The organism is Pseudomonas fragi, from assembly GCF_002269505.1.
GTDB classification, from domain to species: Bacteria; Pseudomonadota; Gammaproteobacteria; order Pseudomonadales; family Pseudomonadaceae; genus Aquipseudomonas; species Aquipseudomonas fragi_D.
Genome location: NZ_NQKQ01000004.1, coordinates 160792 through 175106, shown reverse-complemented (window position 1 = coordinate 175106; position 14315 = coordinate 160792). Strand labels below are relative to the sequence as shown.

13 protein-coding genes are annotated in these 14315 nt (G+C 40.2%); 5 read left to right on the top strand and 8 right to left on the bottom strand.

Going from position 1 to position 14315, the window contains the following annotated elements:
* The first annotated feature begins 26 nt into the window (after positions 1-26).
* The 5 genes from CJU81_RS05930 to CJU81_RS05910 all read left to right on the top strand — a co-directional run bounded on the left by CJU81_RS05930 (position 27) and on the right by CJU81_RS05910 (position 5418).
* Positions 27-2570, top strand: coding sequence for a hypothetical protein (locus CJU81_RS05930; RefSeq protein WP_141232570.1), 2544 nt, complete (start codon positions 27-29; stop codon positions 2568-2570).
* Positions 2571-2640: 70 nt separating this feature from the next.
* Positions 2641-3168 (top strand): hypothetical protein, encoded by a 528-nt coding sequence (locus CJU81_RS05925; protein ID WP_095035882.1) that lies wholly within the window; start codon positions 2641-2643, stop codon positions 3166-3168.
* A complete protein-coding gene (locus CJU81_RS05920) occupies positions 3165-3689 on the top strand; it encodes a hypothetical protein (RefSeq protein WP_095035881.1) in 525 nt (174 codons plus the stop codon). Before CJU81_RS05925 ends, CJU81_RS05920 begins: the two co-directional genes overlap by 4 nt.
* Before the next feature lie 54 nt (positions 3690-3743).
* Positions 3744-4250 (top strand): hypothetical protein, encoded by a 507-nt coding sequence (locus CJU81_RS05915; RefSeq protein WP_095035880.1) that lies wholly within the window; start codon positions 3744-3746, stop codon positions 4248-4250.
* Positions 4251-4287: 37 nt separating this feature from the next.
* On the top strand, positions 4288-5418 hold the full coding sequence (locus tag CJU81_RS05910) for a zincin-like metallopeptidase domain-containing protein (protein ID WP_141232569.1): 1131 nt from the start codon (positions 4288-4290) through the stop codon (positions 5416-5418).
* A 192-nt stretch (positions 5419-5610) separates the two neighbouring features.
* Here CJU81_RS05910 and CJU81_RS24020 read toward each other — a convergent pair whose 3' ends face one another.
* The 8 genes from CJU81_RS24020 to CJU81_RS05875 all read right to left on the bottom strand — a co-directional run bounded on the left by CJU81_RS24020 (position 5611) and on the right by CJU81_RS05875 (position 13361).
* Positions 5611-9330: a hypothetical protein gene (locus tag CJU81_RS24020; protein ID WP_176464805.1), complete on the bottom strand. Its 3720-nt coding sequence runs from the start codon at positions 9328-9330 to the stop codon at positions 5611-5613.
* Between the two features lie 93 nt (positions 9331-9423).
* Positions 9424-9957, bottom strand: coding sequence for a hypothetical protein (locus CJU81_RS23685; RefSeq protein ID WP_141232568.1), 534 nt, complete (start codon positions 9955-9957; stop codon positions 9424-9426).
* Between the two features lie 67 nt (positions 9958-10024).
* Entirely contained in the window at positions 10025-10435 is a 411-nt protein-coding gene (locus tag CJU81_RS05895) for a hypothetical protein (RefSeq protein ID WP_095035876.1), read from the bottom strand.
* Between the two features lie 229 nt (positions 10436-10664).
* The gene (locus CJU81_RS05890; RefSeq protein ID WP_095035875.1) at positions 10665-11084 is read right to left on the bottom strand and encodes a hypothetical protein; all 420 of its coding nucleotides are present in this window, start codon (positions 11082-11084) and stop codon (positions 10665-10667) included.
* A 68-nt stretch (positions 11085-11152) separates the two neighbouring features.
* Complete coding sequence (locus tag CJU81_RS05885; protein ID WP_095035874.1) at positions 11153-12022, bottom strand: hypothetical protein; 870 nt, start codon at positions 12020-12022, stop codon at positions 11153-11155.
* Entirely contained in the window at positions 12019-12390 is a 372-nt protein-coding gene (locus tag CJU81_RS05880) for a hypothetical protein (RefSeq protein ID WP_095008384.1), read from the bottom strand. The genes CJU81_RS05885 and CJU81_RS05880 overlap by 4 nt, the downstream gene beginning before the upstream one ends.
* A 151-nt stretch (positions 12391-12541) precedes the next feature.
* Complete coding sequence (locus CJU81_RS23680) at positions 12542-13033, bottom strand: hypothetical protein (RefSeq protein WP_141232567.1); 492 nt, start codon at positions 13031-13033, stop codon at positions 12542-12544.
* Between the two features lie 34 nt (positions 13034-13067).
* Complete coding sequence (locus tag CJU81_RS05875) at positions 13068-13361, bottom strand: hypothetical protein (protein ID WP_095035873.1); 294 nt, start codon at positions 13359-13361, stop codon at positions 13068-13070.
* Positions 13362-14315: the final 954 nt, after the last annotated feature.

The window sequence follows — 14315 nt, the reverse complement described above, 5'->3', positions numbered from 1 at the left end:
TAATCGTAGACTAATTCACTTACACAATGAAACGTTATCTCTATGTACTCTTATTATGCCTAACCTTTTCTTCACTCCCAGTCCATGCGGCTGACTGGAGTTTGACAAATCTAGGTGGCTTAAACACTCAAAGTAAAAATCTGGAAGCTAGCTACAATAAAGAAGAACGTACCCAAGCAACCATTTTTCCACTGCTTGAATCAATGATTGGCTGTCCTTTAACACAGGAAGTCAGAGCGTATCCCTTCGGAAAAAATTGGTTTTTTTCTGGCGATTATGAATGCTTGAAAGACTCAAATCGTTTCAATAGCTCCGTCTATAAATTGCTCAATGGGCCTATTCATTGGATGGCAGTAATTTTCAGCGCTTTATTATCTGCTGTGGTTTTACGAAAAGCGATTATGACTATCATCGAAGTCATGATTACAAAAACAAAAACAGTCGAGAAAAAAGCAACAGTTGGATACGTCTTACTAATCACAGTCGTTGTCTTGTTTTTAGTGCCGATTTACAAATCGGAAGAAAACGGCAAGAAAGACACGAATTTTATGATGATGAGTATTTACACATCATTCGCAGCAACCTATCAATATGGCTCATACATCTTGCACAAACTGAACGGTAAATCCGTCATTGAGCAGCCTTACGTGACCATACCCGTGCCGAAAAATCAGCGCACAAAAGAGATGCTAAACCTCATAGATTTCCAGCTCTGTACGAAGCAGCAGCCGGGCACAAACAAGGGAGCCGTCCAATTCAACTACTACGAAGGGCACATAACAGCCTTCTCCCAAGTGGGCAACTGCATTCTTGAAATTGAGCATGCGGTTGATGAGGGAACCATTGAGATTGCACGGTCGAACGGCTTACCTGACCTTTATCAATTGCAGGTGGAAGCACTCACAGACGCGTACACAGTGGCTATGGCTTCATCTGATGATGCAGCTACCAAGCTCTCCTTATATGAGCCAATTCCAGCAGGGATTTCAGCTATCGAATTCGATAGGGATATGAGCTGCGAGAACGTGAAAACCTACGCCATAGCAACCTTGGACACCAGCGGTGTGAAGCAGTACGCATATGCATACGCTAACTGCATCGGGGCTGAATTCGTTCACCGCCTAACAAGAGCACCCGGCGTAAGTGAACAAAGCCTTGTTGACGCTGGAAGCCGTCTCGTTCAGGTCTGTAAGACAGTCACTGACTCTGATGACACAGAAGCAACACAGAGAGCGTGTGCAGCGGAAATGTGCAGCAGCGAGTCATCGCCGTTCATGTGTTCAGCACAAATCAACAACTACAACCGCTTGCTTGGCAGCAGATTCATGTCTGACACGAACTACGCCACCTTGCCTTACTGGTTCATGACGAAATTCTACCCATCCTCGAAATTTCAAGATGCAGGGAAAATCCTCGTCAACAGCACGAGCATCGAGAGCACAGAGACTCAGGAGCTTGTCGAGCCTGTGTTGCAAGGAGAACCAGCGTTCGCTATCCCCTTCAACAAAACTGTCACAAGGGTCGAAAGGAACTGGTCAAAGGCTGAGTTGATGAACGCCTATCAAGCGGAATCGTCGCTCGATTTGGACGTACTGAGCATCATCACAAAGTACTTCACGATTGGAGACGGTGGCATTCTCGGGAATCAGTACACCCTAGATTGCCTGAACCACCCCTACGGCATTTCACCGAGCGGCAGACAGTGTTCAAGCCCGTACAAGACGTTGGACATACAGGCGAATCGTCTCTTGGCGTTCTCATCAGAAGTCATGGTTATGGCGAAGGCGGCATCTATGCTTTCTGTCTCCCCGGTCGAGAAAGCCAAGAGCAAGGCTGGTGTTGAGCTAGCATCGGCAACGATGAAGCAAACCGCCAAAATGTACGGAGGAACAGACGCGATGGTGACGTTCATTTTGGCATCAGCCGTCAACGCTTCTGTAAGTGACGTTTTCAGCGAATACGGGCAGGATTTTGGGCCAGAGGCTGCTTATGTAATCGCTGCAATTTACCTAAACCCTGAAATTGCATCCATTGCTAGCAGCACAGCAAATTATGCGTGGGCTTTGGGAATGTACATAAAATTTGGAATTCCAATCGCGTTTGCGCTGATTGTGATTTCTTTCTTCATGAACTCTCTAATCAAAATCACATCTACTCAAATCAAGATAATTCCTCACTTTATCCTTTTGTTAGGCAAGCAAGGCGTTAACAAAGAGAATGACACTTGGCAACCACTCGAAACCTTTCTCGTTACGGCTGCGAACTGGGCAACATTCGGAATAGGCATTTATCTAGCTCTCACATTCATTGATGCATTGTTTGTCTATCAAGCAATTCCATTCAATGTTTTTAGATACATTTTAGAAGAGTCACCAAATGCCTCTACGCTTTCGGCTGTAATGGACCTAATGTTTCAAATTTGCCTCTATATATTCTTCTTATCGTTTCTGATTGCAGCGATTTTGAAAACGGCGGCGTACATCATTGGAGGATTAATTCAGCGCTGGGCTTTCGGAACACAAAACAACGATGTTCATGATGAGCAAATTGAATCATCAAGAAGCATTTAATACAAAAGGGCTATACGCCCTTTTTTGCTGATATGAAATGGTATAATTGTAGAAACAAGCACATACACACATGTCATTTTTCAAAACAAAAGAACCTGATAGCGACGAAATTTTAATAGCCAAGTTTAAGCACTGGATGTTACAACTTAAAAATACATGGAAAATATACTTTTTGTGTTTAGCAGGTGGGGCATTTGCACCATTTTCATGGTTCGCATTATTTTATATTTCCGCTTTCTACATTAGAAAAAACCCTTACGCAAAAAACTATATGGCTCTCCCTCTCGTAATCATTGGCTTGGAAACAGCAGTTCAAGCAGCTCTACTTTGGGCAAGCATAATCATCGCGCAAACTAGCGTTGGAAGCAGTTCTAGCTTGCAATTCATGTACATTTGTACTGCATCGTCATTCATTGTATTTACTCTTCTATGCTATAAATTTCATTCGAGAAGAATTCGCAAAATCCAGCAAGGAATCTTGAACAGAGTGAACAATACAAATGTAAACACTGACGAAACCATTTTTGATAAAGGAAGTGAAAAAGCTAAGGAAGCATTTATCATCATCAAAAATAGAATCATGGAGGCAGGAAAATGAATTTCCTCACTTACAAGCCAATTATTGAAGGCATTGACTTACAGATTAAATCAAGAGGCAAGATTGGCAATGAGGCATGTAATCTCGACCCTTTCAGCGTATCGAGCAGTGAATATCAAGTCGAAAACACAGCAAGAAGCTATTTACAGTCAGTACAAAAACATGGATATACAAACCATTTAAAAACTGAACTGATATTTTTAAATAGCATTGAGGATGAAAATAATGAAAGGTCTTTCTATTTTCTAGTGAATTTTAAAGGCAGAAACGACCCTGACGGCAGCATCATTTTAATCGCTCGTTACGAAGACGAAACAGAACAAGAGCTAATCGTTGAATATCAGACATTGAAAATAACGCCCAAAACAAATCTTAAACTCATTAACGAAATAAATTATCACGATGCAGTGAGTGCATATTGCTTTGGACAAGCTGATTTGTCTTGTTTGTGCTTTTATGACTTCACTCAACATCCTGACTTTGGCCAAGCCGTAGAAATGCACATCCTTTTAAACTACTAAAACCACTTCCCCTGCTACGCAGGAGTGAGTTGTGCTTAAAACTAATGAGGAGATATGAAATTATACACAAGCGAAAAAGCATTTTTAGAGCAAGGAACTGGAATTGGCAAGGATTATTACCTATTGAATGGTGAACCACTGCCAGAAGACATTCTTACTGAACGCGCTATTGCTTCTTCTGAAAGGTATATTGGAAAGAAAACCCCTCAATTCACCAGACTTAATCTAGGCAAACTCATCGGCTTGGGGCTTTTTGACAGACACATCGTTACTTTCTCATCAGACGATTACGATGAATTCGGTCAATCACTTATTCATATTTTCGAACTCTACTACAAACCAAACGACCTTAATCCTATTGTTTTGTATCCTTTCAATGGCAGGTTGTTTCAAGACTCAGATTCATTCTTTTTCTACACAGAACAAGGAAAATATGACTTTCACGATTCAATCGCCACTTACATTTCATTCAAAGAACCCTACGAAACCAGCTTCATCGACTTCCTTAAATCCTCAGAATTTAGCGACCTCTACACCATTTACACATTAATCGAATATTAAATGTTATAATCAAAGCATAAACAAACATTTTAATATTATGTCAAAACCTTTATCACCAACAGACAAAAAGGACTACGCAAAAGACGCCAACGATAAAGTCTCTGATTTTCTATCTTCAAGAGTCGATAAAATCGTTTCAACGATGACTAACGATGACGAAAAATTCGTATGGAATAGCCCAGTCTTCTCAGTGAAGTACATGAACCCCATTTCCAAAACAATCTACGGACTGGAAAATTCACTCCTCCTATCGCAGCTAGCAGAAGACAAAGATTACAGCTTCCCTTTCTACCTCACTGCAAGCCAAGGCTACGCAAACGGCCTGTCCAACAAAGGCGAGAAAAGCGATTTCATCGTTAACCGCTTTGGAGTAAAGCTTGGCTACATGAAGGACAAGGCAGAACCTGAAATTGCTAGGGACGATGAATCAAAAGCCAAGGCTGTGTACATCCCTGCTTCAAAACTCACCCCAGTTTTCAACATTGCTCAGTTCACTGGCGACCTCCCAGCCGCTGTACAGAAGCTAATGGACGCTAACCAGCCAAAAGCCACACCAGCCGAGTTGGAAACGGTCTATCAAGCCTTGCTGGACACGATGCCAACGCCTTTGAAACGTGTGGTCGGGACTAATCACTACCGCCCTACAGAAGACGCCATCTACATGAATCCGTCGAATCTGTTCAAGAGTAGGCTTCACGAAACCAACACCCTCCTACACGAAGTTTCGCACTCCTATGGACACGAAAGCAGGAAGAACCGCCCTTCCCTACGCCACTATTCAGAAGGCATAGAGCACCGTGCGTATGAAGAGCTGGTAGCCAATCTGTCGGCACAGTCAGTCATCAAGCACTACGACTTGAACCTAGACCCTGTAACCCGGCAGGAGCTTGATGAGGGCTTCATGCAGAACCACACAACGTATGACGCGAGCTGGGCAAAATCAGCCTATAAGAACAATCCTTCTGAAATCTTCAGAGCGGCTAAGGACGCTGACAGAACCGCAAACACAATCGTCCATGAGCTGGACCAAAAGCTTGTGCTCATGCTCAAAGCAAACCCTGACCTGAAAATCAGCGAAATGGTCAAAGAAAGGATTATTGCTAAATCAGCACCCGAAATAGACGCACCTAAAAAAACCTATAAAAAATCAAACTACAAGAGAAAATAATGAATAAATCACATGAACAAATCGAACTAGAAATACAAATGCAATTATTAATAATCAGACAGCTATCAGAGGACGGAGAATTGGTAGCGGAAATTGACATCCCCGACGAAACTGAACATACAGGTTATCCAGATGACCTGATAATTTATTAAAAAAAGCCTCAATGAGGCTTTCTTTATGTCACTCCACAAATCATTTTGTTCCTCCACCAAATTCCACATAACTCAATCTCTTGCCAGCCTTAGCTACGTTTATCAACGGTATATCAAAGGTATCTAACTCAACTTTTGCTAATCCTTTTGTGGCTTCTTTGTATGAAACTACAATATTCCCCGATTTCAAATCTAAAATCGTGCTATTGATTATAATGTTCCTTGCATTTTCCGCCGTGATTTTTCCTTTACCAATATATGCAATACCTGAACGAGGAACTCCAGCTATATTTACTTTCCCCTTAGTTTTAGTAATCCAAGCATTAAGCAACGAACCGATTTCGTCTGAATTTATTGCTGATATATTATTAGCAACGATATTCAGCTTATAATCACCATCTGAAACAATATCAACGTTATTCACATATTCAGTCAAGGTTCTTATGACAGCAGAATTATCAGCTTGTACTGATTGATTTCTCAAAAGCCCTTCTGTTTTGAATTCAGAGTTATCACCACTATAAGAAGGAGTATTGATACCTGAACACGTATTTTTATACACTTTGAATTCTTGCCCGTATGGATAAGCAGTGCTGCCATCTGACTTGATTGCTTTGAATCGTATTTTAGTAATCAAACCCGTTTCACCGGCAGCGCAAACTTCTGTTTCGAATTCACTTTCATAATCCACAACGTCAGCAACACAACTATCCACTCTACTCGTCTCTACGAATGTTTTTCCGCTGATACCTTTTGTTATCCATTGGCCTTTGATAGTGATTTTCCCGATGCTTCCAGCAGGGCAAGAATCTTCTCGTTCACCATCAGTAATTTCAATCACATCATCAGTCAATTCCTTACAGGTGTTCGATACAATTTTTTTGACCCAACCAGTATCATTTTTGATTGTTCCTATTGGAGCCGGTTCAACATAATAATCATAGGTTCTGTATTCATTATATTTTATCGAACCAGTTTGACCTTCAAGACACAATTCAGTTGAGGTTTGGAAATCAGAAATTGTTGTGAATCTATCATCGGGCAATTCTGGCCCAACAGGGTCAACAGGGTCTACGGGAACCTCTGGCTCTTCTGGCTCAACGATTACAGGCGGAATCACAACAGGAGGCTCTACTGATGCCACGCAATTGTTCGCAGTCGTTGACCATTCGCTGAACGTGTCTTTATCTCCATTGCTCCAAAGGTTGTAGGTTCTTTGTTCAGTCAATGTGCCCGTCAAAGGACTCACACAATTCACTGTACGAACTTCAGTTTCAGTTGTGAATGACTTCACCGGCATACAAGCCTCAATACTGTCTTCATTCCACACGCCATTTTTATCTACTACGTCCTTGCCAAATGTCCAATCTGGCGATTTATACTCAGCATAGTCGTCGTAGTTAAACTCATTCAATGTTCCCGCTGGTGTCTTGAAAAAATATTTTTCAGTATAGTTTTGTTCAGCATTTATGAACCATGAATACCAAACGGTCAAAGTACCTTTTCTGATTGTAGAACCACCTTCCACGCCGCCAACTGTTGAACCAACGGCACATTGCTCAACACCCGTCTCATTCCAGCCTTCTATTGGCTCAGAAGGTAGTGTTGGCTCTTGCGGAGGCAAATCCTTACATTCTTCAATGCTGTCCGCATTCATTGAGCCATATTTTGAAACCATGTCTTTCGTAATCTGTGGAAATGAATCATATTCAGCGCCTTTCACCATTTCAATTTCTGAGTATTCTTTGCCGTCGAAGAAGTAATTTTGTGATTTTCCTAATTTCGAATCGTACCTATTAAACACAGGAACCTTACCAGTTCTCACATTGCTTCCACCAACCACACCACCAACCGTTTGATTTATTCCGCAGTACTCGTAATAACCCAAATCAAAACTGAATTCCGGGTCTTTTGGTTCTGGCTCAGGCAATGCTTTACATGACTCAATGCTATTTGTATCCATTGCTCCATATTTTTTAACCATCTCCTCTGTCAATGTTGGAAAGGATGAAACACCGTTATTATCAATCATTTCGATTTTTGTGTAATTACTACCATCGAAAAAGTAGTAGTTCGATTCGAACGTTTTATTATCGAACAAGAAGTAAACTGGCACCTTACCATTTCGTGAATTACCGCCACCCACAACACCACCAACTGTCTCGTTAAATGCACAGTACTGATAGAACTGCAAATCAAACATGTACGCAGGGATTTGAGGAGGCTGCTCAGGTTCTATTGGTGGAATCTCAGGCTCTACCGGCTCAACTGGAATCACAGGCTCAGATTCAATTGGCAAACAAGCTTTTGGCTCAGATTGCCATCTTCCGTATTTTTCTACATCAGTTTGTCTTGATGTTGAGCTGAAAAAATCATTCTGTGAATACTTTATGAATTCGTCATTCGTATTATTCTTAACGTATGACAAACCATCCTTATTGTTGTAAAACTGAACAATTCCCAACCCAATCTTTGTATTGCCTGAATTCTTGCCATCTGTTGTGTATCCAGACGGGCAAAACACTTCCAATGCCACATCTTCGTTCGGGTTGTAAACTGGTCCAGTAGGCACCTCTGGTTCAGGTTCTGGCTCAGGAACAACGGGAGTCTCAATCATTTTACAAGCTTGCTGTGTACTAAGATTTTGACCAAATTGCTTGAGCGTGATTTCTTTATCTGCTGAATTAAGCAAGTCAAAACCAGTAGGACTTAATCCTTTTGCCGTTCCGTCTGCTTGATTTCTGACGTAGTTCTGACCTTCATCAGTTCTGTAAAATGACATTTCACCAGTGAGGTAAACATTGCTACCGTCATTCAAGCCGCTTGTTGAATATCCAGAATCGCATTTCAGTTCGATTGTATGCAGTGTATCTGTAACACAAACCGGCGATGCATTAGAAAATACAATATTGCCTGAACCATCATTGCTTTTAAATGCGCTTATGTCAGATAAGCTATTAAATTGATTCGAGTGATTAGCATTATAAAGAGTTTCTGGATATATTAGCGGACCAGACGCTCCAAACCTATATACCTTTGTAGCTCCTGAAAAACTAGGAGACGTATATAGCTTTGCGTATTGAGAAGTTTCCCATCTGTTCGATTCGTATTCCTTTAAATGTATTTTTCCATCAGAATAAATATTCTGATTCACATTACACACTGACTTAGCCTGCCCCCCCTCAGTTTCAACATATGAACCACCTCTCCAATCGTTATTTACGTTCTGATTTAGCACGTCATTTTTAACTTCATTTTTAACTTTAGATAACGCAGAATCTATTGACTCAGGCATAGCCAAACAAAAATCTTCATCGCGTTCAAACAACTTGTCTACATTATATATTGAAGTGGTTCCATCTAAGCTTAGCGCAGTAATCAAATCTAAAGAATCTGCATAAGCAAGTCTTCCGCCCACCCCGTTAGTTTCGTTGGCCCAATCAAGATACCCGGTATCGTAAAAAACTCCATTTTTATCTTTAACAATAAGTCTTCTATCTCCAGCGTCAGAAAAAGAATAGGTTTGAACGTAAACACCCATTTCAGAATGGCTGAATCCCCCACCAACAAAACGACCCGGACCACAAATAGAATCAAGCTGTTTCCTTGTAGTTAAGTCTAATGGTGATATCGGAACCGGAACTGCATATGCCCCATTTTTTTCTAAAAAGGGGTATAACTCAGGGTCAATAATTTGCGCAGAAAAAGCAGTTGATGCGAAGATTAAACTAACGCCAGTTAATAAGGATTTGTAAAACATAATATGATGTAGTAGTTGTACTCGTATTATACCATTTCGCAGAATGCAAAAAACCGCATTAAGCGGCTTACGAATTACAATGCAATATACAGATTAACAAAAGTTCTTTTTCATCCATTTTGCTACGCCGGGGCTATCGCACATTTGAGCTTTAGAACTTCCTATGTTTATTACCTTTGCACCGTCAGGCGACTGCAATACTAATGATGTAGGTTGAAAATAGGGTTCACCGACTTGAATACTCGTATACGTTTGAGTGTCCCAGTCAAGCGCAACTTGTTGCAAAGTTCTTGTTGAAACACTGTACGCAACAATGTGATACACACCCGGTCGAAAGCCGTTGTGCATTGGCTCAACCCTAAATCCCGAAATCTTATAGGGACGCCCTTCTTTCGCTAATAGCGAATTTATTGCCCCAATCTTTCCATTTAGCTTTTTAATTACAGATTCTGCACCTGCTTGCGTCCCGCCATCCCAATAATCCAGCTTACTCAAATCCCAAGAATTTAAGTCCGAATCTTGCATCCAATCGCCAGAACTTGGCCCGCTCGACCATTCAACAGCGAATGAATTCAGTGAGAATGTTATTGCTATGACAGACAATAATGACTTAGTAATATTTTTCATTTAATTTGTTATTTATTTCATAACTGAATTATACCATTTCGACACAGCAGGATTTCCGTTTTACACGCTACAAATCATCCGGGAATTTCTCGACATTTTCTTTGAGAAATTGACACGCTTCAATCGACTCGTTTTGATTCTTAATAAACGCAATAAATTCAGCGAATTTCCTCATTGCAAAAACCGGATGCACATTAATCAAATGCTTCCTAACCGCATCACAATAGTAGTCAAAATAAACGTCTTCTTCGCAGTCATACGTGCCAAGGCAATAGCTGATGTGCGTGTGCATCAGCATGGCTCTCGCGAACTCATAGCCTTCGTCTAAAAGCTGCTGCTTTCGTGCATCAACATCCAGTGCATTGTGAGCACGGAACGCCTCAAAGGTGTCTTCCAGACGTTTCAGCCGCTCAGCCACGTCATCATCAACAGTAATCATGCGGTTAGGCTTGTAGCGGTCTTTGAAGGTCCATGCCATGTGATTTGTCTCCTTTGATTAAGGAGGCATGATTGATCGATTCAGGGAGGCAGGCAACTCAAGCCATAAAAAAACCCACCATCTTGGGTGGGTTCAAAAACCGGAGTGTTTTTCATCGCTTTATCGTAAGCAGTTTTAGAAAAAATCAACAATAACCAAATTATCAATTACTGCTTACATTACCAGTATACCATTTTAAAAATCAAAACAAGGGCATTACTATAATATTCTAAATATTTACAGCATCACCCCATTCTTCTTGAATGGATTTAGCTTTGAAGGCATGAAAGCAATATGATTTGAAAATGACCATACCAGCGTCTTTTATTCCAGCCTGTGCGATTTTAGTCGTGAAATCATTCACGTAACCATCCCAAACTGATTCAATATCTAAATCACCATAATGGCCAAAAAAATTAGCCAACACGTCATGAATTGAGAAAATATCAGCCAAATCTGTGGCTTCGTAATTTTCACCATTTTCAGCCAATTCGCTGACAACCATGTCTAAATCTTCTGAAATTACAAACGTTCGATAGACTTGAAGAGTAGCTATTAAGTGATTGACGGTTGTAGGCACGTTCATTGTGAAATGAAGGTACTGACCTTCTTGATAGGGGTTTTCGAAAACGTTGTCGGGGATATTCATTGGCTCAATTCCTTCTGGATTGAGCAGATTATTGATCGAATGAAATGTGTGTGCAACTCAAGAATTGATCAAAAATCACACACCTCAGAAGCCTTGGGTTTTAAGCGATTCACCAAGAATTCAAGAATTTCATCTGCATCGTATTTTTCATTAAGCATTTTGTTCATCAAGCGTTTATCAATGTCTTTGTTATCAATTTTATCACCTGCCTTCTCAGCATTCGCGTGAATCAATTCACGACTCAATTCAAAATAGAATGCATTGTCACCAACATTTACTGGCTTAGAAGGAATAATGACTGGCACAAACGAAGCAGCTTTGAGCTTTTCAAACGTCGCATAGCGCTCTTGTGAGGTGGGGCAATTGCGGTCGAGGGATCTATCCGCCTTGACGAACATGCCGCTGATTTGGTCTTTAAAGCCGCATGCAGGGATACAGGCTTCGAGATCTTTCTGTGTCTTCTCACCGTACTTGACTTGGTACGACCCCGCTGTCTTTTGGGCAAATGTCGTGTCACCAAGTGCTTCTGTCTTCTTGAAGCGAATCACGACAGAGAAAAACTCCTCTCTGTGTACGTTTCTGCGAACAACAGAGACAAGGCAAGCCTGCACACCGTTGGCTTTGAGCTTGTGCAACTCTTCGAGAGAGACGTTATAGAGCGTTGCGTAGTGGTAGCTCTGAGACTTGCACTTGATGCCTACTGAGTAGCCAGAGGCGTTTCTACCACCGAGAATCGACAGCACAGAGTCTTTCAATAGGTCAGCAGCTTTGTACCCTTTTCCTCGCTCGCCTAGGCGTCCGGGTATCCCGAACGTGTAGGTAGTCTTACCTTTGGCTTGAAGAGCTTTTGAAGGCGTTAGGTAGACGATGTATCTATCTGCTTTGAGAGCACTGAGCTGTTTTTTAAGCTCCTTCATACGGTCTGCTGTTAGGCTCATACAGCGCCTCTCACTTGCAACAACCCATCGCTATTCAAGGACATTGTGTAATTGATATTTTTCCACTCGGTACGAGCATAGAGACCATTAAAGTATCCATCCACGAAAATGCTTTTACTTAATCTGAACGAACCTATATCAACCGACCTTATCAAGCCGATTTTCTTTAGCTGCAAAATTATATTATTTACAGTCTGAGGAACCACACCAGCATCATTAGCAATGCATTTTTTATGGTAGAAATTTATGTTTATGATTCCGTCTTTATCAAGAAATTTCATCAGCTCTTTGAAAACCTTCTCCCCACTCGGAGAAAGATTATTGTGAACGGAAATCATGTGGAATAGAGTATCGGCTTTGTGATTCATATTGATTTTATTTAGTTTCTACAAATATCGTACCATTTTATTTTGTAAAAACCAGTTATACGACAAATTATTTATTAAGAAAAATCCTCAGATTTGAGGATTAGGCATACTCAATTAAGAGTACGTTCAAAAGGTATTCTCACGATACCTTTTAGAAATCGATACCAACGTACAATTCCACCTTTGCTTGGCTTTTTTCATAGAAACGATAGGTTTCAACATATTTCTTGTTAATCATTCCATCTGCATCTAAAGCACATTTATTCAAAGGCTCGCAAAAACGACCATCTGTTTTGCTGTTAATTTCTGAAGAATTTCCGAATGCTCTTGAATTCAACCTGAATAGAATTACTCCTTTACGATTACCATTTACGGTTTCAACAAGCCCCAAAACCCTCAACAAGTTTATTGCTTTAGTTCTTGTTTTTGGTTGCTTTATGCCAAGCACCTTGTCTAAATCAGCATAACAAACTGTGCATTCATTATTTCTATCCATTGCATCAGCGGCTAAATCCAATATCGTTCTAGCGAAGCTATCACACATACCCGCAGCAAAAATCACTGGCAATGCATTTTTGTAGGTTTTTACATAGATAATTTTATCCTTTGTCTTGTCCAACACGCTTGTAAAAGGGTTTTTCATTTACTTCTCCGAATCTTCGTTTCTTCACTGCACATTATTTATTTATCAAAACTTCTATCAAAAACATATTGAATTTTTTGTCGTACTCTTCACTTATCAACTTCCTTTTTCTCAATATGTTTAGTGCTACACGCACAGTTTCTTTTGATTTTGAAAGGTACGCCCCCATTCTTTCGTAATTTTCGTATGCAATTTGATGCTTACCTAAATTCTCATCAGACTCAATCATTAGATACATTAGCAACGTGAATGCCGTTGTGCTTTCCTTTGCCAATTCAGCCAAGCGTTCTTTTGTTTTCTCTCTTCTGCTGATATATGCGTATGACATTTTTTATCCCCTTATTTTTTCTTGTTTTATCAATATAACATTTACCTAACAGATTTTTAGGGGTTAAGCGAAATATTTTCGAAAATTATTATAATGTCCTATTATTGCGGATCATTAAAAACGATTATTATCAAAAGGTGTTTTCACGCCGAATCTTAAACTCAATAGACTAATCGTAATAATTGGTTAAATTTTGAACAATCTTGATTACGATTAAAAGGTAGTACAGTACCTTTTATAAAGTACCTAACACAGATTTACGTGGAAATAAGTGGCTTTAAAAGGTAGTGCAGTACCTTTTAATTGGGGGGTAAATCAGGTTATAAAAGGTAGTACAGTACCTAAGATCTCCTCCACAGCCCTTTAAATTCAAGGGGGCAAAACGTATAGCGTGCGCGTTGCGCGCTAAAGTTTTTAGAAACCAATAAAAAAACTAAGCGCCAGAAAATTCCCCGAAACCAAAAAATCATATTGGGAACAAAAAAAGGGGAACTGGAAAACAAACCTTGCGATTTGAAATTTTTATTCTAAACAATGAATCCTCTTTGTATTAAAAAATCCACTCGCTTCGCGGGAATTGAGTTTTTTCCTAGAAGGATATTTTCAGAATTCTTGCTTCTACTTAGTCTAGTTGTGAATTCAATCGATAAATCAAAAGCGGTTTTAAAGATATTTTAGTTTTTAATATTGGTAGAGTTTATGTAATTGATTGGATTATGCGATTTAAAGCAATTCTATGGTGTTCTTCGATGAGACACACCAGAAAATGCTTAGGACGTGAAATTAGTGGCTTAATGAGTTTAATCCTAAGCATTGCACCTAGACCCAACTCACACTGCGTTCTAAACATTTCTCAAATATCGAATCAAACCATTTCTCTCGAATTCCCTACCGTAATTTTAAACGCAGAAAATCACCTACTTATCTCTTTTTATTTTTCACCGCATTTCCCAC

Coding starts and splice junctions, on each gene's coding strand:
- CJU81_RS05895 (WP_095035876.1), bottom strand. CDS start 10,435: ATGGCATGGACCTTCAAAGACCGCTACAAGCCTAACCGCATGATTACT.
- CJU81_RS05890 (WP_095035875.1), bottom strand. CDS start 11,084: ATGAATATCCCCGACAACGTTTTCGAAAACCCCTATCAAGAAGGTCAG.
- CJU81_RS05880 (WP_095008384.1), bottom strand. CDS start 12,390: ATGAATCACAAAGCCGATACTCTATTCCACATGATTTCCGTTCACAAT.
- CJU81_RS05930 (WP_141232570.1), top strand. CDS start 27: ATGAAACGTTATCTCTATGTACTCTTATTATGCCTAACCTTTTCTTCA.
- CJU81_RS05915 (WP_095035880.1), top strand. CDS start 3,744: ATGAAATTATACACAAGCGAAAAAGCATTTTTAGAGCAAGGAACTGGA.
- CJU81_RS23685 (WP_141232568.1), bottom strand. CDS start 9,957: ATGAAAAATATTACTAAGTCATTATTGTCTGTCATAGCAATAACATTC.
- CJU81_RS24020 (WP_176464805.1), bottom strand. CDS start 9,330: ATGTTTTACAAATCCTTATTAACTGGCGTTAGTTTAATCTTCGCATCA.
- CJU81_RS05925 (WP_095035882.1), top strand. CDS start 2,641: ATGTCATTTTTCAAAACAAAAGAACCTGATAGCGACGAAATTTTAATA.
- CJU81_RS05920 (WP_095035881.1), top strand. CDS start 3,165: ATGAATTTCCTCACTTACAAGCCAATTATTGAAGGCATTGACTTACAG.
- CJU81_RS23680 (WP_141232567.1), bottom strand. CDS start 13,033: ATGAAAAACCCTTTTACAAGCGTGTTGGACAAGACAAAGGATAAAATT.
- CJU81_RS05875 (WP_095035873.1), bottom strand. CDS start 13,361: ATGTCATACGCATATATCAGCAGAAGAGAGAAAACAAAAGAACGCTTG.
- CJU81_RS05910 (WP_141232569.1), top strand. CDS start 4,288: ATGTCAAAACCTTTATCACCAACAGACAAAAAGGACTACGCAAAAGAC.
- CJU81_RS05885 (WP_095035874.1), bottom strand. CDS start 12,022: ATGAGCCTAACAGCAGACCGTATGAAGGAGCTTAAAAAACAGCTCAGT.